Source organism: Syntrophotalea carbinolica DSM 2380 (assembly GCF_000012885.1).
Classification (GTDB): Bacteria; Desulfobacterota; Desulfuromonadia; order Desulfuromonadales; family Syntrophotaleaceae; genus Syntrophotalea; species Syntrophotalea carbinolica.
In genome coordinates this window covers 1,515,373-1,538,789 of sequence record NC_007498.2, presented here as the reverse complement: position 1 = coordinate 1,538,789, position 23,417 = coordinate 1,515,373, and the positions used below count along the sequence as shown (strand labels likewise).

General features: G+C 54.4%; 21 protein-coding genes. 1 reads left to right on the top strand and 20 read right to left on the bottom strand.

The window, feature by feature from the left end; translation table 11 throughout:
• Positions 1-472: 472 nt before the first annotated feature.
• The 6 genes from PCAR_RS07410 to PCAR_RS07385 form a co-directional block, all read right to left on the bottom strand.
• The gene (locus tag PCAR_RS07410) at positions 473-988 is read right to left on the bottom strand and encodes a ferritin-like domain-containing protein (RefSeq protein ID WP_011341039.1); all 516 of its coding nucleotides are present in this window, start codon (positions 986-988) and stop codon (positions 473-475) included.
• A gap of 77 nt (positions 989-1,065) precedes the next feature.
• Positions 1,066-1,566 (bottom strand): ferritin-like domain-containing protein, encoded by a 501-nt coding sequence (locus PCAR_RS07405; RefSeq protein WP_011341038.1) that lies wholly within the window; start codon positions 1,564-1,566, stop codon positions 1,066-1,068.
• Between the two features lie 14 nt (positions 1,567-1,580).
• Positions 1,581-4,010, bottom strand: a complete 2,430-nt coding sequence (locus PCAR_RS07400) for an AsmA family protein (RefSeq protein ID WP_011341037.1) — start codon at positions 4,008-4,010, stop codon at positions 1,581-1,583.
• Positions 4,011-4,066: 56 nt separating this feature from the next.
• Complete coding sequence (locus PCAR_RS07395) at positions 4,067-4,564, bottom strand: EVE domain-containing protein (protein ID WP_011341036.1); 498 nt, start codon at positions 4,562-4,564, stop codon at positions 4,067-4,069.
• A gap of 43 nt (positions 4,565-4,607) precedes the next feature.
• Positions 4,608-6,029: a phosphoglucomutase/phosphomannomutase family protein gene (locus tag PCAR_RS07390; protein WP_011341035.1), complete on the bottom strand. Its 1,422-nt coding sequence runs from the start codon at positions 6,027-6,029 to the stop codon at positions 4,608-4,610.
• A gap of 141 nt (positions 6,030-6,170) precedes the next feature.
• Positions 6,171-6,440 carry a hypothetical protein gene (locus tag PCAR_RS07385; RefSeq protein WP_011341034.1) on the bottom strand — a complete coding sequence of 90 codons (270 nt, stop codon included), beginning with the start codon at positions 6,438-6,440 and terminating at the stop codon, positions 6,171-6,173.
• Positions 6,441-6,619: 179 nt separating this feature from the next.
• Between PCAR_RS07385 and PCAR_RS07380 the strand changes: the two genes are divergently transcribed.
• Positions 6,620-6,904 (top strand): PxxKW family cysteine-rich protein, encoded by a 285-nt coding sequence (locus PCAR_RS07380; RefSeq protein WP_011341033.1) that lies wholly within the window; start codon positions 6,620-6,622, stop codon positions 6,902-6,904.
• A 63-nt stretch (positions 6,905-6,967) separates the two neighbouring features.
• Here the strand turns inward: PCAR_RS07380 and PCAR_RS17770 are convergent, their stop codons facing one another.
• From PCAR_RS17770 to PCAR_RS07310, 14 genes are all read right to left on the bottom strand, one after another.
• Positions 6,968-7,786: a tetratricopeptide repeat protein gene (locus PCAR_RS17770; RefSeq protein ID WP_011341032.1), complete on the bottom strand. Its 819-nt coding sequence runs from the start codon at positions 7,784-7,786 to the stop codon at positions 6,968-6,970.
• A 47-nt stretch (positions 7,787-7,833) separates the two neighbouring features.
• Entirely contained in the window at positions 7,834-8,391 is a 558-nt protein-coding gene (gene pgsA / locus PCAR_RS07370) for a CDP-diacylglycerol--glycerol-3-phosphate 3-phosphatidyltransferase (RefSeq protein ID WP_011341031.1), read from the bottom strand.
• 298 nt (positions 8,392-8,689) lie between these two features.
• Positions 8,690-8,923: an RNA chaperone Hfq gene (gene hfq, locus PCAR_RS07365; RefSeq protein ID WP_011341030.1), complete on the bottom strand. Its 234-nt coding sequence runs from the start codon at positions 8,921-8,923 to the stop codon at positions 8,690-8,692.
• A gap of 12 nt (positions 8,924-8,935) precedes the next feature.
• Complete coding sequence (miaA, locus tag PCAR_RS07360; protein ID WP_011341029.1) at positions 8,936-9,880, bottom strand: tRNA (adenosine(37)-N6)-dimethylallyltransferase MiaA; 945 nt, start codon at positions 9,878-9,880, stop codon at positions 8,936-8,938.
• Positions 9,880-11,766: a DNA mismatch repair endonuclease MutL gene (gene mutL, locus PCAR_RS07355; protein ID WP_011341028.1), complete on the bottom strand. Its 1,887-nt coding sequence runs from the start codon at positions 11,764-11,766 to the stop codon at positions 9,880-9,882. Before mutL ends, miaA begins: the two co-directional genes overlap by 1 nt.
• 88 nt (positions 11,767-11,854) lie before the next feature.
• Positions 11,855-12,766, bottom strand: a complete 912-nt coding sequence (locus tag PCAR_RS07350; protein WP_011341027.1) for an ExeA family protein — start codon at positions 12,764-12,766, stop codon at positions 11,855-11,857.
• 65 nt (positions 12,767-12,831) lie between these two features.
• Positions 12,832-15,366 carry a tetratricopeptide repeat protein gene (locus PCAR_RS17765; RefSeq protein WP_148204317.1) on the bottom strand — a complete coding sequence of 845 codons (2,535 nt, stop codon included), beginning with the start codon at positions 15,364-15,366 and terminating at the stop codon, positions 12,832-12,834.
• A 351-nt stretch (positions 15,367-15,717) separates the two neighbouring features.
• Positions 15,718-16,428: a pseudouridine synthase gene (locus PCAR_RS07340; RefSeq protein ID WP_011341025.1), complete on the bottom strand. Its 711-nt coding sequence runs from the start codon at positions 16,426-16,428 to the stop codon at positions 15,718-15,720.
• Between the two features lie 199 nt (positions 16,429-16,627).
• Complete coding sequence (gene scpB / locus PCAR_RS07335) at positions 16,628-17,221, bottom strand: SMC-Scp complex subunit ScpB (RefSeq protein WP_011341024.1); 594 nt, start codon at positions 17,219-17,221, stop codon at positions 16,628-16,630.
• The gene (locus tag PCAR_RS18615) at positions 17,208-17,972 is read right to left on the bottom strand and encodes a segregation and condensation protein A (protein ID WP_011341023.1); all 765 of its coding nucleotides are present in this window, start codon (positions 17,970-17,972) and stop codon (positions 17,208-17,210) included. Before PCAR_RS18615 ends, scpB begins: the two co-directional genes overlap by 14 nt.
• A 3-nt stretch (positions 17,973-17,975) precedes the next feature.
• Positions 17,976-18,656: a site-2 protease family protein gene (locus PCAR_RS18610; RefSeq protein ID WP_011341022.1), complete on the bottom strand. Its 681-nt coding sequence runs from the start codon at positions 18,654-18,656 to the stop codon at positions 17,976-17,978.
• A 72-nt stretch (positions 18,657-18,728) separates the two neighbouring features.
• Positions 18,729-21,395, bottom strand: coding sequence for a CBS domain-containing protein (locus PCAR_RS07320; RefSeq protein ID WP_011341021.1), 2,667 nt, complete (start codon positions 21,393-21,395; stop codon positions 18,729-18,731).
• Between the two features lie 165 nt (positions 21,396-21,560).
• Entirely contained in the window at positions 21,561-22,505 is a 945-nt protein-coding gene (locus tag PCAR_RS07315) for a dihydroorotate dehydrogenase (RefSeq protein WP_011341020.1), read from the bottom strand.
• On the bottom strand, positions 22,502-23,362 hold the full coding sequence (locus PCAR_RS07310; RefSeq protein WP_011341019.1) for a dihydroorotate dehydrogenase electron transfer subunit: 861 nt from the start codon (positions 23,360-23,362) through the stop codon (positions 22,502-22,504). The genes PCAR_RS07315 and PCAR_RS07310 overlap by 4 nt, the downstream gene beginning before the upstream one ends.
• Positions 23,363-23,417 lie beyond the last annotated feature (55 nt).

Here is a 23,417-nt window from a genome sequence, read left to right as displayed (position 1 = left end):
ATGGCCTCTGCTGACTTCTGCCAACCCATCCCGACACCTTGCGATGCCGGTAGCACGAGGCAGGTTGACAGATCTCCCAGGGTAAGACGCGTGACCTTCCTTCCACATACCCGCCGCATATACAGCACCACCCTCCCGGATGACTATCGGGCTTTGAAGACTATGGCCTTCTCGCCCGGATGGCACTGCCTCGTATGCGATTCCTGTTCGTCGGGCCGGAAGTTTGCCTACAGCTTCCTTCAGATTCCACCTCGCGGTGGACACCCTTGCTGTTCAGCTAACGGTTCCCGTCATCAGGGTCCGTAGGGGACTTGCACCCCCAAGTCATCCGACTGCCACCACAGCAGCCAGAACAGCGCCAGTCAAGGCGCTACGCGCCATGCCTGGCGCACCATAAAAAAGCCGGCTCACAAAGTAGCCGGCTGCAAAAACGATAAACATTTCCCGGACAACACGGGCAGGCATTGCGGATTTACAGGTCAATATCCCTGCCAAAGGCTTGAAATTCATCGAGATTGCTGAACTCCACCCAGGCCAGATATTCATTCGGCGCGTTGACATAACGATAAACGTTTTCAACGATATTGAAATGACGACGCTCTTCTTTAGCAATACGCAACAAGAGCATCCTGGTCTCCGCATCCCCTTCCCGCCGTGCAGCATCCTCATAAAACCGGGCGCCATCGGCCTCCAGTTTCATGGCATAGCGGTACCCTTCAAGGTTATCCTGCATCATCGTAACGTCGGCTTTTTTTTCAAGCAATTCGGCAAAAACATTCCTGGCATCTTCAAGCACCCTGGATTCCAACGATGCCTTGGAAACCATGGCATTTTTCAGGTTACGAAAAATCTGGTAATGCTTCTGCTCATCTTCGGCCAAATCGGTAAAGATCTTCTTGATCCCGGCCACGGGACTTCTGCCGGCCAATTTTCGATAAAATGCTTCAGCATCTGTCTCCATTTGCATGGCGAAATCGAACACATTCATGATCTTCTCCTTTGCCGGAAAAATAATGAATCCTTTATTCAGCTTAGCAGATACATGAAGAAACGGCGAGCCGTGCGTCAGCCAGGCACCCCTTCCATCTCCGAAAGACTCTGACTTGCCCGCAACAAATGAACATGGCGATCTTTTTCCTGCGCCAGCCAGACGAACACCTCGCCACCATCCGGATGGGTAGACCTTTCCGCCGTATCCCTGAAATAGGCAGCCAGGTTATCCTCGACTTCGATAGCCAGGGTCAGAGCCTCCGAATCCGTGGACAGTCCCCTTACGCGGTTTCTGGCCTTATCGCTGACATCGGCAAGGTCATCGGGCAAACGCTGCAGATAAGGAAGGATTTCCTCTTCATCGTCCCAGAACCCTTCATGGGGATATCGCCCCAGTCGCAGACGCAACGAGCGCAATAAAGCGGCTTTATCCTGGGCTATACGGCTAAATACTTCACGCAGAGCCTCACGCTTGGTTTTACGCGCCAAAGCAACGAAAAACCGGTGTTCTCTGTGTTCAATTTCCATAGCCAGCCGAATAGCTTCAAACGCACTGAAATGGGCGGCACCTCGCATGAACCTTATCCCCTCTATTTTCCGAAAAGCCCCTTCATGACGCCTTCAAGAAGCTTTTCTTCGGTACTTTTTTTATGCGTTTCATCGGTTTCGGTTGCCTTTTGTTCCCCGGGTTGCCCAGCATCAGGCTCTTGGGATGCATCCTGTTTGGACTTGAAAACCTTTTCTTCCAGTGTCTTTTGCAATTGCTGCTGTACTCCGCGCCGGATGCTTCCGCTCAAGGCCGCTGTATCGAGAGCAAAACGTGGGGCCTTGACGGTTCCGGTTACCTTGAGGGGCAACTCTCCCCAGCCCTGGGAGTCGGTTAAAAAGCGGCTGAACTTATTTTGGCTATCCAGACGTGCGGTCAGGGCCGGGGCCAGACGCACAGGCAGGCCGACATCGAGGGTTCCGTCCAGACCCACGCTGCCGGTCGGCCTCAGCCGCACCTGCTCCCCGGCAAGATGACCATCGACCTGGACACGGCCATCCTTTACCTCCAACTGTCCGGCGGCCTGTGCGAATCGCAGCACACGCAGCTCCTCCAGATCGAGGAAATCGGCGAGGCCGGAAACCAGGCCGGCACCGGTAATCTTACCATCGGCAACCTTAAGGTCACCGCTGCCGGACAAGCTTTGTTTCAAGCCTTCCAGCCCTGTCCCGCGCCCCTGCAGATCGACGTTGAGATTCAGCAAACCAAAAACCGTACCGGCCATTTTGGGGGCCAGAGCGGTGAACATGGAATCGGACTGAATGCCGCTGGTCTCGATGTGGGTCTTGTAGGCCAGTCCCGGCTTGCTAAGGTCGACATGCGCCGTTTCCGAGAAAGTTCCGCCAGCGGTCTTGCCGGAAAATTGTTCCAGGGTAAAGATATTATTCTTGAGCTGATAACGGGCGGATAAATCTTCGATCAGCAGCCCACGCCAGAGAGCTTGCCCCACGTGCAAGGTCCCCACGGCAATAACGGGAAGATCAAAGGGCCCCAACTGTTTTTGAACGGTTTTGGCAGAAGGCTGAGAACCCTGCTGCTTTTTACCGCCGACTGCGGCTTTCGACCCCAGCAGTGCGTCGAGTTGCAGGCGATCGGCGGCAAGATCGGAGTTGATCCGTATCGGCTTGCCCAGCAGATTTGCCGCCTTCAGATCCAACAAGGCACGATCTTCGCCGAGCACCAGGTTCAGCTGGCGGCCGTGCAGGGTATCTTTGGCCAGGGTCAAGGTTCCGGTAACCTCCGGGCGAAGGTTCCCCGCGGTGATTTGCACCGATTCCAGACGCACCTCGCCGGTCTTCAGCAACGCTTTGGGATCTTTAAGGGAACCGGCAAGATGAAACCGTCCGTGCACGAACCCGCCAGGTTTCAATGCCGGAACATTTCCCAGCAACGCCGGCGGCAACAGCTTCGGCAAGGTGGCCAGATCAAGCCTGGACAGGCTTAACGTGCCATCGACAGAAGGTGTGCCCCCAAAAGGCTCGGCCCGCCCCTGCACATCGACAGGCAGCCCCCCCACTAACAAATGACCACGTTTCAAGTCGACGACACCAGCAGAGCGATCGAGTTCGAGATCGTAATCAAGCGAAATATCGAGATCACGTATAGTCCGGCCTGACGTTGCTGCAGGCTCAAGATGCAAACCGTCCAGTACAATGCGCCCGGCGGTATGCAATTGCCCGACAGTCCCCTCGACATCGAGATCGGCATTTATTTTAAGGGCTTTGAGCCCCACGGCTTTTTGTTTTTGATAATAGGCGGAAAAATCGGGAGCATTGAGATCGGTCAGGTGGATTTTGAGCTGGCCACCTTTAGCGGAAGGATCGACTTGCCCGCTAGCGGCGAGCCTGGCCTGGTTTATGGCAACTTCGGCTTCGATGGGAAAGACATGGGTTGCGGAGATGTTTTCGGCGCGTACCTTAAACTCGGTCAACTCCAAAGTAAAGGGATTATCGGGATTGGGCTGATAATCGACAAACTGCACCTTACCGTCTGACAGGAGCACCTCCGATACCAACAGGTCGAAAGAACGACCCTCCCCGGTTTCGCTGGCCGATGTCTGTATCTGCGATCCGGCTGTCTGTTTTCTTTGCAACAGATCACTGAAATTGAAACTGCCGTCAGCGTTACGCACAACCCGCAACCTCGGCTGTTCCAATCCGATCTCATCGACCACGACCTTGAGTTTCAACAGCGGCCAGAAACGATATCGCAGCCGCACCGTACCGGCTTCGACAAACGGCGTACGTCCCTCCTTATCCATCACTGTCAGATCATGCAGGACAATGCCGGAAAACAAACTGATATCGATATCGCCGAGGACAACATCGCGTTGCAACGCGTTTTTTGCCAATGGCAGCACAGCCTCGCGCACCTGTTCGGAACTGATGAGAAACCTGGCCAAGACCAGAAGTACCAACACCAGTGCCGCCAGACCGCCCAAGGCAAAGCCCACGTAACGCAGTGTCTTTTTCATGTATCCTCCCAAGGTTCATTCCGACGAAACCGGGTCCGCATGCGACCCGGGAAATGTTATATCTTATCCGGCAATTCCGACATGCCTCCGAACCTTAGCACATCACGCCATTGCTCCTCGCTGACCGGCTGCACGGATAAACGGTTACCACGCTTCAAGACCGCCATATCCATCAAGCGGGGATGTTGCCTAAGATCGTCCCTGGTCAGAGGCCGCACCAAGTGAGCGACGTACTGGACATCAACCATATACCAGATGGGAGCCGCGTCGGTGGACCGGGGATCGAAATGCTCCGATTGCGGATCTCGGGCCGTATGGTCCGGATAGCCTGCGCGCACGACCCGGGCCACACCGACAATGGCCGGTTCGCGGATGTTACTGTGATAAAACAGCACTCCGTCCCCTGCTTTTATTTCATCTCTCAACAAATTGCGCGCCTGGTAGTTACGCACTCCATCCCACGGCGAAATACCGTCCGGACAATCTTTGAGATCATCGATAGAAAAACAACCCGGCTCGGATTTCATCAACCAATAACGGCAATTTTCAGCCATAAACACATACCCTTTCGACCATCCACGGAAATGCGGCCCCCTCTCAGGCCTCGATAAATGCCTTGCCGGCCTCGACCAGCTGCATCAGCTCCGTTTCGCTGCGTGCTTCGCAGTACAGCCGCACCACAGGTTCGGTACCTGATTTACGCATTAAGATCCAGGCGTCATTTTCCAACAGAAATTTCCATCCATCAACCGTCACAATGTCCTTGACCCGCCAGTCACCTATCCGATGGGGGGGGCTCGTCATTTTACGGATAAAATGTTCCTCATATCCGGCCGAGAGACGAATATTTTTACGCCGGGTATAAAACGCACCGACGCGATTATACAAATCCCGCAATTGAGTGCCAAGCGACTTGCCAGTCATGGCAACCATCTCGGCCGCCAGCAAACAGGCCAGAATACCGTCTTTTTCCGGCACATGCCCCGCTATGGTCAGACCCGCGCTCTCCTCACCGCCCAACAGCACTTTTCCGGAGCTTATCAGTTCGCCGATATATTTAAAACCTACCGGAGTTTCATGCACCTGCTGCCCATGGTAAGCGGCAACGGCATCGATAAAGTGCGAAGTCGCCACAGAACGGGCCGCCGGCCCTTTCATATCACGCACCCGGACAAGATAATCGTACAGCAGCGCCAAAAAGTAATTGGGTTCGATAAAAGTACCGTCACAATCAAGAATGCCGAAGCGATCGGCATCGCCGTCGGTTGCGAGGCCAAGAGAAATCGTGGCGTCCTTTTTTACCAGATCGACAAAATCCCCGATATAGTTCTGTGCGGGCTCCGGCGGGAAACCTCCGAAATAGGGGTCACGCCGGTCATTGATACAAAGAACGCGGGCTCCGGATTTACGCAGCATGCTATCGAGATAACCGCGTGCGGTGCCATACAACGGATTGACGGCGACGGTAATCCCGGCGCGTCCGATCACCGACAGGTCAACCAATTTCTCGAGAGCTTTCTGATAGTCGGGTTTCGGATCTATCTCCTCCACCAGACCACTTTGAAAAGCCTCATACAAAGGCATGACCCGATAACAGATTTCGCCGAGCATGGCATTGGCCCGCAGTTCGATATCGCTGGTCAGCTCCGGCAAGGCCGGACCGCCCGACTGCGGGGAGAATTTCATGCCGTTGTAATCGGCCGGATTGTGGCTGGCCGTAAAATTGATGGCGCCAGCGGTTCCTCGCCGCAGAATTTCAAAAGCAATAGCAGGAGTCGGCGTATCCCGGTTGCAAAGAAACGAGGGGATGCCGTCCCCGGCAAGCACGCAAGCTGTCTCCCGGGCAAATTTTTCCCCAAGAAATCGGCTGTCGTGTCCAATGACCAGGCCGCGCTCATGCAGGTTCTTCGATCGCAGATGGTCCGCGATGGCCTGAGTAACGACACGCACATTGTCGAGGGTGAAATCCTCACAAAAAATTCCCCGCCAACCAGACGTTCCGAACGTGATTTTGTGCATCATATTCCTCCTGCAAAACGCAAAACCTGCAATAGGTTTAAAGAACTTACCAGCACGCTGACGACAGATTCACCTCGTGTCTATTGTAACAAAGGAAAAGCTCAAAGCAGGAGTCATGGGACGGTTTCTTCCTGTACCCCCTCAATCGAGTACCCCCTTAACCATCTCGGTCAACACATAATCGACGTACGGACAGTCGTCGGGCAGCAGGCCGCTTTTTACCAGCTGCGGAGTGAGCGCGACACATCCGGGACGCAGCCGGCAGCGGTCAGAATAGACTCGGCACAACCGGGTCTCCAGATCAAGATACTCGCATGGTTCGTCCGTGAAATAAATTTCCCCTTCGAATTCTATCTTTTCATAACAGCAGCGACCGCAACGGCGGCATAGCTGCTCCCAGACCTGATTCATATGCTGTATATACTCCCAGCCACAGCAGTACCGAACCGCCGGATTTTCCTCAGGGAAAAAACGACCGGCACTGCAGGGAATTAATGATTGACAAATTTCACCAAGCTGTTAAATAATGGTCGTCTTTAGGACCGAAATGTTCCTCGGAAAAAACGAGATAAAGGAGGCAACAATATCCCATGAAATGTGAAACGATTCTTCCCGGTACCGAGTGTACCTTCTGGACCAAAAACGGCTGCATCTTTGAAGGCAACTCCTGCCAGCCGGTCGTCGAAGCCTGCGAGGGTTGCGACCGGATCGTGGAAAGCTCCATTGGCCCCGTTTGCTCGGCTTATCCCGCCCCTGAGCGTAAATGGGCGCAGGGACTGTGCAATCTGGCCAGCCACAAAAAAGTTGAAATCCAGAGCAACGCTCAAAAAGTCAATCCCCTCAAAGCTTCCAAAAAGGCTTCCAAAGGCAAGTAAGTTTTTTTGCCCAGGGATGAAACTGAAGGGCAGCCCGGCCGGGCTGCCCTTTTTTATTGCCCACTATTTTTTGGCGCCCCTGCCCAGTTCCGATTCCAGTCCTTCCACTACCGCAGCCACCTCTTTTTTAAGATCCTCAGAGCCCGGATCTTTTTCCAGTTCAAGGAAACGGCGGTAATAATCAAGGGCCTGACGGGTCCGTTCCCGACTCAACATGAGACTGCCCAGCGCCAGGTGAACCTCAGGGAGGTCGGCCTCCAGTTCAAGGACCTGGCGATAAAGCCGCTCAGCGACATCGGTATGCCCCATGTCGAGCTCCAGCTCTCCCAGGGCGAGCAGGATTTGAGAATCCTCGGAATCGATCTGCAAAGCTTGTCGCAATACTTTCTGCGCATCTTCCTGTCGCCCGAGGGCACTATAAACCTGTGCCAATCCGTTCAGAACAAAAGACGAATCGGGGTCGGCCTTGCGGGCCTGCTCCAATAAATCGAGAGCTTCCCGGTATTCTTCACGACCGGCATGGACAATCCCCATCCTGGCCAAAGCTTCACCTGCCTCGGACGCATCGGAAGCCAGACGGCTATAACACGCCAGCGCCAAATCGTCCTGGCCCAATTCAAAATGCAAATCGCCCAATGCAAACAGGCTTTCCATATCTTCAGGAACGCGGTCCAGCGCAGCCTGATAAGCCTCAACAGCCTCTTCCAGCTTGCCGCCTTCCGCAAGAGCTTCGCCAAGACCGGCGTACAGTTCGGCAACATCCTCGTTCGCTACAAGCGCCTGCCTGTAGTATTTGACTGCCGCCGCCCAGTCGCCGGACTCAAGTAAACGGTCTGCCTTGCGTGCCAATGTCTGCCACTGTTTATTATCTATCATTGCCATACCATTCGAGTGCTCCGGTTTGCATACACACGTATACTTGTATTTTCTCAGATGCGCGCACCTGAGTTTTCATTCCGCCCCTGTCCCATTCGGTCGAGGCCCTGGTAAATATAATGCCCCCCGGAAAGAATCGTCATGCCCGCGGTAAGCCAGAAAAGACCATCAAGCCAGATAAACTCGTAACCCATCAGGGCCCAGAGCAAAGCCGCACCGACACAAACCGCCTGAACGAACATGGTTCGCTTTCCCCATAAGGTCGGCATCGCCTTGGGATCGCCCCCGGTGAAAAAGATAACGGCAACACCAAGGCCTATGAATAAATCTTTAAAAAAAACGACAACGGCTAACCAGGCGGGCAGCAGGCCAATGATTGCCAGAGAAACAAAGGATACAGTACTCAGCAACTTGTCCGCCAGCGGATCGAGATAAAGACCGAGTTGGGTTTCCTGGTGAAGACGACGCGCAAGATAACCGTCCAACGCGTCGGTGAGAGCCTCGAAAATAAAAATCCCGAGAGATAGGTGCAGCTGGCCGTAAATTATACTGATCAAAAAAACGGGAACCAGGGCAATACGCGCCAGCGTCAACATGTTGGGAATCGTCATGGATGTATCTTCACGGAGCTTGCGCCCCCTGCCTTTGGCTCATCCCGGCAATCACCGCCGAACCTACGCGTACTTGGCAGTCGCGCCAGAAACACCTCAAGACGGCGCAAGACATCAAGGTCAAACGAGCGGATACCTTCCCTGCCGGTGACATGACGTCAGTCTTCAGTAGTCAACGATCATGCAGGCAGATCTAGCTTGCATCGATTCGGCCGTTTAGTAAAAAAAACCCCCACTGAACCAACTTTACGATATTCAGCAGGGGCCTCAAAAGCGGAACGGCGCCTTTGACGTTCAATTAATCGCGTCCGCCGTGTAGCCGGAACGATCCATCCGCCGAAGTAATGGAAGAGATAGCGTGTTTATACAGCAGCAGATCTCCTTTACTCTCGATCAGCACACAAAAGCTGTCAAATGACTTGATAAAACCGTCCAGTTTTTCACCGGACATCATGATAATGTTTACCCGAACACGTTCTTTACGGGCCTGATTCAAATACTGATCCTGAATATTAAACGGCGTCTTGGACATAGCCACTCCTTTTCATGCTGCATAAATAAAACTGTCAATTAACTTCAATACCTTAGCAAACTCTCCGAAGGAATCAAGCCAAATTATTGAATTCACCTTATTGAACCACGTAAGTTGGCGTTTGGCATAACGCCTTGTATCGCGCTGAATGAGCCTTACGGCCTCATCCATGGACAGATTTCCCAACACATGTTGCACAAGTTCTCTGTAACCAATGGTCTGCATGGCTTTGCACTCGGCAGCGTATCCCCGTTTCAAAAGAAACTCCACCTCCTGAGCAAGACCATCCTCCAGCATCCGCCAGACACGATGATTGATACGCTCGTACAAAGCTTCCCGCGACATGGTCAAGCCAAGGGTAAGCACCCGGTAGGGGGATTTTTGACCGGCATGTTCCGCCTGCAGATCGGAGAGCCGACGGTTGCACAGTTCGTACACTTCAAGTCCCCGCACAATACGCACCAGATCGTTGGGGGGCAGCCTTTTTGCCAGAACGGGATCAACGATCTGCAAACGTTGATACAGGGTCCCCTCGCCATGAAGCTGTTCGGCCCGCAACAGGGTCGCGCGCAGCTCACTGTCACCGTCGGGCACATCGATCAGGCCGTGCAACAGCGCCTGGATATAAAGACCCGTGCCGCCCACCACGATGGGCAGACGGTTTCTACCAAGAATGTCATTCAAAGCCTGACGGCCCAGCCGGCAAAAATTGCCGGCCGTGAAATTTTCATCGGGATCGACGACATCGATCAAATGATGCGGAACTGCGGCAAGCTCTTCGGATGTCGGCTTGGCTGTGCCGATATCCATATGGCGATACACCTGCCGGGAATCGGCCGAAACCACCTCTACCGGTAACTCGCCGGCCAGGCGTACTGCCAGGGCCGTCTTCCCTGCCGCCGTAGGCCCGCACAAAACCACGATCGGCGGACGTTTGTCATTGTGATCAAAAATCATCAAGCCCTCTTGAACAACCGCTCCAGCTCCCCCAGGCTCCAACGCAGAAATGTCGGCCGGCCATGGGGACAGTTACTACTAAAGGGCGTTTTATCGAGTTCATCCAGCAAGGCTTGCATTTCATCAAAGCTCAAGCGTTGATGGGCACGCACCATAGCATGGCACGCCATTTTTAGCAAAATACGTTCCAATTCGATTTCAACCGCCTGGCTGCGACCGATGGCGGCAAACTCGTCTACCACATCCCGTACCAGGCGCTCGGCGTCGGCCTCCTTGAGCATGCGGGGCAATTCCTTGAGCGCGAAGGCGTTGCCACCGAAATTCTCCAGGGCGAAACCAAGCCGGAATAATGAATCGCGCTGTTCCTCCACGATGCGTCCCAGGCGAAAATCGAATTCCAGGACCAGAGGAAAAAGCAACAACTGTCTTTCTATCGATCCGGCAAGATATTGTTTCCTAAGATGCTCGAAACCGATCCGCTCATGCGCGGCATGCTGATCGATAAGAATGAGGTCCTTCTCGGACTGACACACCAGATAACTGTTTTGATACTGCCCGATGAGTCGCAGGCTGGCAAAAAAACCCGAGTTTTCCGTTTGCTCCGAAGGCCGCACATCCGCCGTGACGGAAAACAGCCCCTCTTCGGACAAAGGAGGAGCAGTCGACGCCCCCTCGACGCCGCTGTCATGCGCGTCATAGGAATCCGTCGTTTCCGTCACCTGCGAAGCGGACGGATACGGTACATCTGAACGAGAAGAACCTTCCCCCGCCGAAAAGGCAGCCGGAGTGTCGGCAAGAGCCGGTTTCGTTTCATCCGGCTTGACGGATGCTGCGTTTTCGCGGGCGGGCACCGTGAAAGGACTGTTCCCGGGTGCCGGCATTGCCGACGTCGGCACCTGCTGCAGATGATCCCGCAGAGCCTTGACGATGAAATCGTGAACCAGCGCCTGCTGGCGAAAACGCACTTCATGTTTGGTGGGATGAACGTTGACATCAACCTGCGAAGGGTCGATCTCAAGAAACAACACCAGCACGGGATGACGGCCTTTTGCCAGCAGATTACGGTAACCGTCGGCCAGGGCGTGCTGGACAACCTTATCCCGGATAAAGCGGCCGTTTATGAACGTGAACATGCCGCCAAGTCCCGACCGGTTAAGGCGGGGGCTCGAAATGAGGCCATGAAGACGCATGCCTTCCGGGCCTTGCCGCTCAACTGGGAGCATATCACGAACAGCTTCACGTCCCAAAAGCTCAGCTGCGCGCTCGACCAGGCTCTTCTGTCGATTCACCTCCCAAAGCATACGGCCGTTATGCATGAAACGAAAACACACCTCGGGACAGGAAAGAGCCAACCGGGTCAGGGTTTCTCCGATATGGCCCAGTTCCGTTTCGTCGCGCCGCAGAAATTTTCGGCGCGCCGGCGTATTGAAAAACAGATTGCGAATCTCGATGATGGTTCCGGGAGGAACGCCCGCTGCTGAGGACCTTTTGACGGTCCCCCCCTCCACAACAAGCTCCCACCCCTCCACGTCTTCCGCCAGCCGGGTGCGTAAAGTAAACCGCGACACGGCAGCGATGGAAGGTAACGCTTCACCACGGAAGCCCAGTGTCGTCAACCGAAACAAGTCCTGTTCGGCGCGAACTTTGCTGGTAGCATGCCGTTCAAGACACAAAAAGGCATCTTCGCGGGACATGCCGCAACCGTTGTCCGTCACACGGATAAGCCGCTTCCCCCCGTTTTCCACATCAACCTGAATACGGGAAGCACCAGCATCGAGTGCGTTCTCCACCAGCTCCTTGACGACTGAAGCCGGCCTTTCCACCACTTCTCCAGCTGCAATCTGGTTGCACAGGGATTCGGGGAGTATGTGGATTTTTTGGGACACCTGTCCTCACTTAATATTTTCAGGCGAAATAAGAAATAATACGAATTAGCGGTAGGATTCCCACCACACACTGAAGGGGGAATGATTATCAGAATTTTCGTTCGAGGGAGTCAAGCATCTCGTCGATATCGTCAATATCCTCGAAATCCTCCTCAAGGCCTTCGGCTGCCGACGGCTGGGCGGGGTTTCGGGACAAGCCCAGGTCTCCGGCCACACTCTCCACGATAGCGGCGCTAACCTGGTCATGTTTGCGCAAAAAGGCCTCAAACAAACAATTATCACAGATGGTATTGATCAAACGCGGAACGCCGCCGGCATAATTATGTATGATCGGAACAGTCTCGGGATCGATGATCGCATCACGGGCACCGGCAACCTGCAAACGATGCCCGATGTAGGCTTCGGCGGTAGCATGGGTATAGGAATGCAACCGGTACTTGACCGCTACCCGTTGCGCCAGCGGTTCGTCCAGTCGTAAGCAATCTTCGACCTCGGGGAGCCCGAAGAACAGAATATTGAGAAGCTTCTTTGCCGGAATCTCAAGATTTAAAAGCCCGCGAAACTCCTCCATGAGCTCACGCGTTTGCAGCATTTGCGCTTCATCGATAAGCACGACGGCCTTACGGCCTGAAGCATCGATTTCAATCAACCGATCATAGAGTTGTTTAAGCAGAGTCATGCGATCAGGAGCCGGATTTTCCACCCCGAGTTGCAATGCAATGCGGGTCAGAATCCACTCCGGCGTGACTCCGGAGTGAACCATAACCAGCAACGACGACACATAGTGTTCCTCGTCAAGGTGATCGAGCATCCTGCGGGCAAGGGTCGTCTTCCCCGTACCCACGCCACCGATCACCACAGCAAGTCCCTTGTTGGAATCGACCACATGCATCAAGCGCAACATGGCCTGTCGGTGCTGCTCACTGTGGTAATAAAAACGTGCATCCGGTGCATTGGAGAAAGGCTCCCGGTCCAGACCGAAATGCTCAAGATAACTCATGCGCCCATCCTCAACTGTACTGACTAGTGTTTGGTTTGCTTCCGGAGTATCCGGACAAGACCGCTTTACAGGTACGAAACGCGATTGCTTCCGGAACCACCTGCCGAACCTCCGGAGTCACCTCCATCATCGAGGCCAAGCTCCTCACGCAACTTGCAGATCTGATCGCCCACATCCCGATAGGACAAGTCGGCATCGGCAACCTGCTGAAAACTATCCAGGGCTTCCAGGGGACGCCCCCATGCAACGTACAACTGCCCCAGCTCAAAATAAAGGTTAAGCCTGTCGCCTTCGTCCAGAGCCTCGCGGTGCAGACCTTTTTTGAACAGCTCTGCAGCCTGGTCAAAAAGACCTTTGCTCGACAGACAGATACCGGTCAACGTCAAGGCATCCACATAACGGCTGGGATGTCCCATGGCTTTGCTGAACTCGTCCATGGCTTCATCAAAAAGGCCCATTTCCTTATAAGCGATACCGAGTTCGTAATGCGTCTCGCAATCATCCTGAGCGACCGCATCCTCAATTCCCTTTTTAAAGGCGGAAATATTACCTTCAAGCCGACTCCGATCCTTGCCGTCGTCGGGCACCTCCGGAGCGGTCTCTTCAGGTACGGCAGCTACCTCCTCGGAGGGAGCATCGGCCGCAGGCTGCTGTTCAGCCATACGTTCTTCAACCTGCTGCAGCAGCTCCCGGACTTCACGATTGTTGGGATGCCGCTCCAGCAACGATTGACATTTCTTGAACGCATCCTCCAGAAAATCCTGTTGCAGATAGAATTCGGCTTCTTCCAGATCGGTGGTCAAATCGGGCTCATCGTCATCGTCGTCCAGATCGAATGAATCCATCTCGAACACCTCGCCGAGCTCCTTTTGAAGATCGGCAAGCCCGTCGTCCATACCGGCGAAACTATCCTCTATGTCGGAGGCTTCGGAAGCCTCGGCCACAGGTGCGGAACCGACGTCGCCAGCAGCAAAGGGGTCATGAAAAGGTGCACCTGTTTGAGGCGTGTCCTCTTCGCCACCGGGATCCGGTCCAGCAAAATCACTGTTGCTCTGCAACTCGATTTCATCGGAATCGGGATCTTCAATCTGCAGCTCGATTCCATCAGGATCAGGATCGAGATCTTCAATCTGCAACTCGATTCCATCGGGATCTTCAATCAGCGTGGCTTCCGGAAGGTCCTCGACCAAGGCAAAGTCTTCCGAGGTTTCCAGATCGAGATCGAACTCCAGTTCGATTTCGGCATCCTTCTCCTCGGCAAGCGGGACAGGCTCTAAATCATCGTCCGCAACGGCTTCAACAACAGGCTCGACGGATGCATCGACAAAATCTTCGCTTTCTTCCACCGAAAGAAGCGGTTCCTGCTCCGGTAACAATGGTTTTTCTGCGAAGGTTTCTTCGCCGCTCGCAACAACCATGTCCTCTTGCTGGTCGGCGGATTCTTTGTCTTCGCCAACCACGCCTTCGTCCATCTCCAACGACGCATCGCCAAACCATTCGCCGGAATCGCCTATCTGGCTATCTTCAGCGACATCGGACGCAACGGGCCTGGGCGCTTCATCGGAAAGCAGATCGAAAAGCTTGCCCCCTTCGCCGGTATTTTCGTAGATCTGATGCAACGCTTGACGGACGGCCTCATCTTCGCCGCGCATAACCTGCAGTTTTTCGTAAAATTCCTTGAGAACCGCGGTGCGCCCCTGCGCCAGGAAGTTTTCTTTCAAGCCTTCGAGACAATCGAGTGCCGCCTGATCATCGCCGCTGTCAAGGCAGGACCGCGCAAAGGACTCCTGGTAATCGAGATTGTCCGGCTCCTGTAAAATCAGTTGCTCGCACAGGTGCCGTTCACTGGTGAAATCGTCCATTTGACGATAAGCAAGAGCCAGCACCTGAAGCATTTCTTTATCCGCCGGATGCCGATCTATCTCCCCCGCCAGAAGAGCCACCGTATCTTCCGGCTGATCGCAGAGCAGCAAAATGCGGCCGATATGATTTTTCAGAGTCATATCCTCCGGCAAATGAGCCAGAACCAGATCCTTCATCTTATTGGTCGCCGCCGGCTTTTTAAGCTCCTCCAACACGACAAGAGCAGCCTGTAGCGCATCGTTGGCTTCGTCCGAAATGCCGTTTTCCAGGCAAGACTGGCAAAGTCGCAAATGCAACCCGCTGTTTTGCGGATCCAGCTCTATCATCTTGCGCAGGGTTGCGTTCAACTCCTCGACGTTCCCCGATTTCTCGTAAATCTCCGCCAGTTGGCGGTATTCCCCGAGAGCATTGCCAACGAGTCCCTGCTTTTCGTTCAACTGAGCAAGGCACCCGTAAATCCGGGATTGCGAAGGATCGATCTTCTGCATCTGCTTGTAGACGGCGATGGCCTTCAGATAAAAGCCATTATTCGCATAATGTTTGGCAACGACTTCGTAAGCTTCCAAAGCCTCGGCAGATAAACCGGCACGGTTATACAACTCGGCCATGCGCTGACGAATGCGCATGTCCTTAGAGTCAAGATCAAGAACTTTTTTATAGTCTTTCGCAGCCTTGAGCCACTGACCTTTTTGAATATTTTTTTGCGCCGCCTGAAGCAGCTTATCCTTTTTGGACAAAGCCATCCACCTGTCGTTATGGTTGATCCTGAAACCGTCTTATCAAGAAGGCTATAGCGACTGCCATTGTCAGGCTTCAACAATTCCGAAGTCGTCAACGTGCAGTTACAGTAAGTATGTCTCGGATTATTGAGAATGCATATCTACATAAAAGTCAGTAGGTGTTTTCCCGCCCTCAGACCCAAGGCTTCAGGCGATGAGATACAGAGAATTAATTTAAACCAGTTCCACGCACCCTGTCAAGCTGGATGAACTTCGCAAAAACCGGGAAAAATACTTGTTTTTCAAGATGAAACACCGTATCCCCGACGAACCTTACAATATGCAGAACCCGTATGACAGCGCCAACATCTACAGCTTTTTGAGTCGGGCCACCTCATTACGACTCAGTTGCCGATGCTGTCCCGGACGCAAGTCCCCCAGATCGAGAAAGGCATAACGTATACGCTTCAAGCGGCTCACAGGGCATCCTACCGCTTCGCACATGCGCCTGACTTGCCGGTTACGTCCTTCATGGATACTCAACTCCATCCATGTATGACTGCCAGCCTGTCGAACCCGCGCTACCTTAGCCGGTGCCGTCACCCCCTCCTCCAACAACACACCTTCTTGCAGCTGGCGTCGCGCCTCGCAAGAGAGACTGCCCTGCACCCTGACCAGGTAGGTTTTACAGACCTCGTGACTGGGATGACTCAGACGCCAGGCCAGATCTCCATCATTGGTCAATAACAACAAGCCCTCGGTATTCAAATCGAGACGCCCCACTGGAAACAGGCGGGCCCGGAATTTGCCCAACAGATCGGTGACCACGGGCCTGCCTTGCGGATCCCGACGGCTGGTGACATAACCGACCGGCTTGTGCAAAAGCACACACACGGGTTCCTCGGCCTGCGGCAACGGGCGATTGTCCACCAGGATGCGATCCTTATCAGGATCCGCCTGGGCACCGAGTTCGGCCACCCGACCGTTAACCGTTACCCGGCCATTGGCGATCCACTCCTCGGCCCTGCGCCGGGAAGTCAGTCCGGCGGCGGCAATAAGTTTTTGCAATCGTTGTTTCATGATCCTCTTTATTCTATTCCGCTCGGCGCGGTATCCCGAAAGCAAGCAGGATCAACCTGGATATAAGCTCCCGCTCGCCAAGGTACAATCAATCCACGCTGCAGACAGGGGGGGGTGAATGCCTGACCGTCTCATATTGGCGGGTGCGAGCCGCACCATGATGATCGGCGACAGAAATGACAGATTTGCGCCACAGCCGTCAGGCTTGTTCGGACGATGCCGTTGCCCCGCCGGCGCCGGCGTCAAAATCGAACAGTAAACTTTCGCTTTCCTTGGTCAGCTCCGTAAACTCTTTGAGCGTTGGAAGGTCGCTCAGGGAGCGCAGACCGAAAAACTCCAGAAACTCCCTGCTGGTACCGTACAACAAGGGGCGACCCGGGACATCTTTTTTTCCCACGATCCGCACCAGCCGTTTATCCAGCAGGCTCTTGACAACCCCACCGGAATCGACACCGCGCAGATAATCGATGTCGGCCCGCGTCACCGGTTGCTGGTAGGCAATAATGGCAAGGGCCTCCAGTGCTGCGCGGGAAAGACGCGTCGGGCGGCTGCTATGAAGACGTCGCACCCACTCTGCATGCTCCGGCCGCGTGCGCAGTTGATACCCTTCTGCCAATTCGACCAGCACGAAACCCCGGCCGGCCCGAAGATATTCGGTTTCGAGCTCTGCCAGCAGAGGTGCCACCCGTGCAGGGTCGGCATCGGCGGCCAATGCCAACTGCTCAAGGCGAACGGGCCCCGGAGCAGCGAAAAGCAGCGCTTCAATAATGGCTTTAAGCTCAACAGTATCCAAAAGTCTCATCCTGGAGCGGCAATTCACCGACCGAGTCGGACATCGCGGAAAAGAGCCAGATGGCTCCACAGCGCTGATTTTGCATAATGCGAATCATGCGCAATTTGACCAACTCCAGCATGGCCAGAAAGGTAACCACCAGCTCCTCGCGATCAGGCAGTTCGGGCAACAAGGCATCAAAGGCCAGACTCTGATTGTCTTTCAGAAGCTTCAACAGCATGCTCACGCGCTCGGCAACCGTAAGTCGTTCCCGAACGACCTCATGAACCCGCTCGGGCGGCGATTCTTTAAGTAGCTCCTGCAGGGCGTTGACCAGTTCAAAAACACCGACGGGCTGCAATGGGCCGTCATTCGCCTCATCCGCTGCCGCATCATGACAGGAACGATTAAATACATCGCGCCCAAGCATATCGTATTCATCCAGGGCCACGGCTACCTCTTTATAACGTTGATATTCAAGTAACCGCTGAACAAGTTCCGCCCGAGGGTCGACATCGTCCTCTTCCAATTCCGGATCCACTTCAAGCGGCAGCAGCATGCGTGACTTGATATGTACAAGCGTCGAGGCCATGACCAGAAATTCGCCTGCAATATCGAGATTCAGGGATTTCATGGTATCCAGCGCCGCAAGGTATTGCGCGGTAATCTCGGCAATGGGGATATCGTAGATATCCATCTCATGCTTTTTAATAAGGTGCAGCAAGAGATCCAGGGGTCCCTTGAAAACCTCAAGCTCGACTTGGTAGGACATGGCTTACGACCTGAAAAGCATGACGAAGACTTTCTGCACCAGAAACCATTGCGGACCCGCAAGCACGGATGTCACAGACACCACTACCGGCAAAAGTACACGTTCCGACAACGGCGAGAAAAAGAACAGAAGGATAACCGCGAAAAACCCGAAAGGCTCGAGCCGTGCCACAGCCGCAGCGGGTTTTTCCGGCAAAAGACCGATCAACACCCGGCCTCCATCCAGCGGCGGTATCGGCATAAGATTTATCACCATCAGAATGACGTTGACATACAAGCTGAATGCCGCCATCAGCACCAGAGGATCGACCACCAGAGCCAGACCGCCATGCGCCGCCGCACCCGACAAAGGTCCAAGTCCCCGCAGAACCAGAGCGGACAATAAAGCCAATCCCAGATTGGCTGTCGGACCGCCAAGAGCTACCCACATCATATTGCGACGCGGGTCTTTGAGGTTGCCGGGGTTGACCGGTACCGGACGCGCCCAGCCAAAGCCGATGAAAAACAGCAACAAGGTGCCGATAGGATCGACATGCTTGAAGGGATTAAGGGTCAGGCGACCGAGCAAGCGCGCGGTCGGATCCCCCAAACGTTCCGCAACCCAGCCATGAGCCACCTCATGCACGGTGATGGCCAGCAGACCCGGCACCAGGATAATCGACAATTTTTGAAAAAACAGATCCATATTCATCCAGAATAAAAAAGATTTTAACAGTCCCTTGTAGCAAAGGACCGGACGAAGAGTCAACCAAGGACCTTATCTCGAGGGTTTTTCCTCTATTTTCTCCACATAGCGATTTGTTACGAACTGCAATTCATCCTCACGCGTGACGACCTGCCCGTCCAGACGCACGTCGAGTAACGCATCGAAGATCTCCCGGTAAATCGGTCCGGGCGCCAATCCCAAAGATTGCAGATCGTGCCCCCGCAAAAGGCATTTCACATGACGAAGGTGCGTAATGAAATGAGAAATAGTGCGACGGGCTTCTTCATGTTCGGTAATCGCCATACCGTACAGAAGCGCTTCAACAGGCAAGTCTTTGAGTAAGGCATGGATATCGCTGTCGCGCCATCGATACGATTGCATGCTGCGCCATTCGATCTGATTCAATATCCGAGTCGCAGCGTCCCGTTCAGAACCGAAGAACTCCTCGCACTGCGGCGGCATGGCCAGACGTTGCACAATCTGTTGTACTTCGCCATGATCCAGATCGGAAAGCAAACATAAAAAGAAAACTTTCCAACGCTGACAGCGTTCTCCCGTATAAAGCAATTCATACCAGTCGACAGCCTGCTTGGCAGCGGCAAACGTCCCGTCCGACAAGTGACGCACCGACAATGTGGGATGGATAAAAGCCAGCAATCCGAGTTCATCCAGGCGTCGCATGGCCGGCAATGGATCCGACTCCCGAAAAATCAACACCAACTCGTTGAAAACCCGCGGCCCGCTGATCTTGTCGAGGAACCCCATGCGCACGGCACTCTTGAGCAAATGCACGGTATGCCGCCCCATTTGAAAGCCAAGGCGCTGCTCGAACCGTATGGCACGAAACATACGGGTCGGATCCTCCACAAAACTAAGATTGTGCAAAACCCGGATGGCTTTTCCCCGCAGATCGTTCTGGCCTCCGAAATAGTCGAGAAGCTCCCCGAAATGGGGTCCGTTCAGCGCAATGGCAAGGGTATTGATGGTAAAATCCCGCCGATACAGATCGAGTTTTATGGAAGCGTTTTCGACTGTCGGCAAAGCTCCCGGTTCCAGATAATATTCGGTACGAGCCGAGGCCACATCGACCTTGAAACCATCGGCAAAGATCAGCACGGCGGTTGCAAATTTCTTATGCGCCCGGACCCGGCAATCGTAACGTCTGGCATATTCTTCGGCGAAAGCGATACCATCGCCTTCCACCACGATATCCACGTCAAAATTCTCCTGGCGCAGCAACAGGTCTCGCACAAACCCACCGACCACGAACACGCTGCGGCCCAGAGCATCGCCCACCGCCCCGATAGTGGACAGCGTTTTTTGCAGGGAATCGCGCAATTGATTACGCAGCAGATGAGCGACAGTACGTTTTTTGAGTGTCAACCCGTTGCCCGGATCGCCAATACCTTGTCTGCGGCGCGCCACGGCACCGGAAACGAGATGGTGCAACAGATCGGTTCTGGTCAGGGCGCCAACCAGCTGTCCGTCATCCTCCACCACCGGGACAAAGCGTTGGTGCCGTCCGACAATCAACTCCTGCAACGTCTGCAGCGCCGTATCGGGCGTTACCGAGGAAAAGTCGGAGCTCATATACTCGCTGACAGGAATATCTTCCAACAGATGATGAGCGGCCTTTTCGACAACCTGACGGGTAATGATACCAACCACCCTGTCACCGTCGAGCACCGGCATGGCATTGATATTGTAGCGGGTCAGAATCTCGCGTACCTGCGCTATGGTGTCCGCTTTCTGCACCGATTTGACCGGCGAAAACATGATATGGCGCGCTTCCCAGTGGGGATTGACATGCCGCCTGAGGACCACGGGCAGCTTGTCCAATACCTGAACCAGGGTCAAGTCCTTAACGGTAGCCGAGGAGGCAAACGCATGACCGCCGCCGCCGAACTCCTCGAGAATCTCACCGGCCGATACCTCGGGCAGACGGGAGCGCCCCACCATAAAGATACGGTCCCCCATGCGCACGGCTACAAACAGGGCGTTCAAGGCATGCATGTCCTTGATTTTGTGCGCCAATACCGCCAGATCTCCGACAAAATCGTCGACAGACGCATGGGCCACGTGGACATCGATGCTGTTGACATTGATGGCCGTCAAAGATTGCAGCAGTTCATGCAGCAGGGCCACCTGGTCGGAAGTTAGTTCCTGAACGAGGAAATCGGATACGGTGTTCAGATTGCCGCCGTGTTCCACCAGATATGCGGCCGCCTGGTAATCGGCGGAGGATGTCGCATGGGAGAGCAGTTTGCTGGTGTCTTCATACAACCCCAACAGCATCATGGTCGCTTCGTCCGCATTCGGATGGATGCCGCGTTCCATGAAGATATGGGTAAGCACCGTCACGGTAGAACCGACGGACCGCACTTCCTCCACCGTTCCGCGCAAGGCGTGGGGTTTGTTGGGGTGATGGTCGTAGATGTGCACTTCGACACCGGGGCGTTTTGCCACCTCGCCGAAGGGGCCGATGCGCTCCGCCTGACAGACATCGACCAGGATCAGACGTGTGATATCCTCGAGATCGATATCCTTGATGCGTTTGAATTCATAGGCATAACAGGCACTCTGCATGAAAAACTCGCGCAGGCTCCGTTCCTGAGCGCCGGCAAAGACCATGGCCGCATCGGGATAGAGCTTTTTAGCGGCAATCATGCCCCCCAAACAATCGAAATCGGCATTGATGTGCGTGGTTATAACATCCATAAAGGATTACCGACTCCCTGGCAGTCTGTTGCCGGTGCCTGTTTCCGCAGCGCAGTGTTTCAGCATGGCGACCATACCTTTTTATCCGCCCTTACACAAGCATACCACCGGTGGGCCGAGTCGCCCCACCGATGATTATTTAACGCAGAGTAAATATGCAGTATATCAGGACAGTTTCAGTGACCCGATGATGTTATTGATGTCGTCCTCATGCTGGTCGCGGCAGTATTGCTCGAGACCCGTAACGATTTTCGGCATCGCCTGGGGATCGACAAAATTGGCTGTCCCCACCTGCACCGCCCTGGCCCCGACGATAAGAAATTCCAGAGCATCTTCAGCACAGGTAATGCCGCCGACTCCGATAACCGGCACATTTACTGCCTGCACCACCTGATAAACCATGCGCACCGCCACCGGACGAATAGCCGGCCCCGAGAGGCCGCCGGTCCCATTGGCAATTCGCAGCTGGCGACGATGAACATCGACAGCCATGCCGGTCAGGGTATTGATACAGCAGATGGCATCGGCACCGGCCTCTTCGACGGCACGGGCCATAACCGTGATGTCGGTCACGTTGGGGGTCAGCTTGACAATCAGCGGCTTGCTCAAATGTCGCCGCACCAACGTCACGACCTCAGCGGCAGCCTGCGGATCGGTACCGAACACGATACCGCCCTTTTTAACATTGGGGCAGGAAATATTGAGTTCAACGGCCGCCACTTCGGACAGATCGGACAACCGGCGAGCCACTTCGCCGTATTCCTCCAGGGAGTTACCGAAGAAGTTGGCGATGACCGGAGTACGGTATTGACGCAGAAAAGGGAGTTTGTCGCGAATGAAAGCCTCAATCCCGACATTCTGCAGACCTATGGCATTGAGCATGCCGCTGGTGGTTTCGGCGATACGTGGGGTCGGGTTGCCGGCCTTGGGGTTCAGGGACAATCCCTTGGTGACGATGCCACCGAGCTGATCAAGATCGAAAAAGGGGGCGTACTCCTGACCGTAACCGAAGGTCCCGGAAGCGGGCATAACGGGATTTTTAAGATGCAGGCCGGCAATATCCACGGCCAGATTCGGTTTCTTATCCATGTTCATTTTGCCTTCGCTCATGCCTCATCCTCCCCACAGCCGCAACCGTCCTGGCGATCTTCGAGCAAATCCCACTCCAGCTGATCGGCCATGAATACCGGACCTTCCTTGCAGGTACATAAATAATGAGGATCGGTTTCACTATGTCCGGCCCCTTTGACTACGCAACCGAGGCACGCCCCTACTCCGCAGGCCATGAATGCCTCGAGCGAAACCTGCAACGGCACTTTGCCGGCAGCACATAATTCATGGACGGCGCGAAGCATCGGCATGGGACCGCAGGCGTACACCGCCGCCTCGGGATACCTGGCAAGTTTGCGCTGCAACACATCGGTCACCAACCCCTCTTCGCCAAGCGAACCGTCGTCGGTGGAAACATAGGTGGCCACCCCCAGCCGTTCAAATTCCGTCACGGCCAGGATATCATCGCGGCAGCGTCCGCCCATGAGCAAACGCACATTGCCGTTTTTCACCAATTCGCGCGCCAGCATATACAAGGGCACCAGACCTATGCCGCCGCCGACCAGGATCTGTTCGGCCGCAGGTCGTAATTCGAAGCCGTTGCCAAGCGGACCCAGCAATTCGACCCCGTCACCCTGATGCAGGCCTTTAAGAATGGAAGTACCGCTGCCAACCACCTTGTAAAGAATTTCCACATACTCCTTATCCGGCAAGCCATCACAGTCGGCCGGTAAGAATCCGGTACGGAAGATACCGAAAGGCCGCCGCAGCAACGGTTCAAGTCCGCCACTGACCCGAACCATAACAAACTGACCGGGCTTGGCGGCCGCGACAAAACCGGGTGCCAGAATGCGCATGCGATAGTAACCAGGCGAAAGCTCCTGGTTGGAAAGGATGGTTGTATTGAAGTTTTGCATACAAATTATCCCATGGATTTAATGATCTATTGGTAAAAGACCCAGGCAAGTCACA

Coding starts and splice junctions, on each gene's coding strand:
- PCAR_RS07315 (WP_011341020.1), bottom strand. CDS start 22,505: ATGAGCGAAGGCAAAATGAACATGGATAAGAAACCGAATCTGGCCGTG.
- PCAR_RS07385 (WP_011341034.1), bottom strand. CDS start 6,440: ATGAATCAGGTCTGGGAGCAGCTATGCCGCCGTTGCGGTCGCTGCTGT.
- pgsA (WP_011341031.1), bottom strand. CDS start 8,391: ATGACGATTCCCAACATGTTGACGCTGGCGCGTATTGCCCTGGTTCCC.
- PCAR_RS07320 (WP_011341021.1), bottom strand. CDS start 21,395: ATGGATGTTATAACCACGCACATCAATGCCGATTTCGATTGTTTGGGG.
- PCAR_RS07400 (WP_011341037.1), bottom strand. CDS start 4,010: ATGAAAAAGACACTGCGTTACGTGGGCTTTGCCTTGGGCGGTCTGGCG.
- PCAR_RS07390 (WP_011341035.1), bottom strand. CDS start 6,029: ATGCACAAAATCACGTTCGGAACGTCTGGTTGGCGGGGAATTTTTTGT.
- PCAR_RS07310 (WP_011341019.1), bottom strand. CDS start 23,362: ATGCAAAACTTCAATACAACCATCCTTTCCAACCAGGAGCTTTCGCCT.
- PCAR_RS07380 (WP_011341033.1), top strand. CDS start 6,620: ATGAAATGTGAAACGATTCTTCCCGGTACCGAGTGTACCTTCTGGACC.
- PCAR_RS18615 (WP_011341023.1), bottom strand. CDS start 17,972: ATGTCCTACCAAGTCGAGCTTGAGGTTTTCAAGGGACCCCTGGATCTC.
- PCAR_RS07395 (WP_011341036.1), bottom strand. CDS start 4,564: ATGGCTGAAAATTGCCGTTATTGGTTGATGAAATCCGAGCCGGGTTGT.
- PCAR_RS07405 (WP_011341038.1), bottom strand. CDS start 1,566: ATGCGAGGTGCCGCCCATTTCAGTGCGTTTGAAGCTATTCGGCTGGCT.
- PCAR_RS07350 (WP_011341027.1), bottom strand. CDS start 12,766: ATGAGTTATCTTGAGCATTTCGGTCTGGACCGGGAGCCTTTCTCCAAT.
- PCAR_RS07340 (WP_011341025.1), bottom strand. CDS start 16,428: ATGAAACAACGATTGCAAAAACTTATTGCCGCCGCCGGACTGACTTCC.
- PCAR_RS07410 (WP_011341039.1), bottom strand. CDS start 988: ATGAATGTGTTCGATTTCGCCATGCAAATGGAGACAGATGCTGAAGCA.
- hfq (WP_011341030.1), bottom strand. CDS start 8,923: ATGTCCAAGACGCCGTTTAATATTCAGGATCAGTATTTGAATCAGGCC.
- PCAR_RS17770 (WP_011341032.1), bottom strand. CDS start 7,786: ATGGCAATGATAGATAATAAACAGTGGCAGACATTGGCACGCAAGGCA.
- PCAR_RS18610 (WP_011341022.1), bottom strand. CDS start 18,656: ATGGATCTGTTTTTTCAAAAATTGTCGATTATCCTGGTGCCGGGTCTG.
- miaA (WP_011341029.1), bottom strand. CDS start 9,880: ATGATTTTTGATCACAATGACAAACGTCCGCCGATCGTGGTTTTGTGC.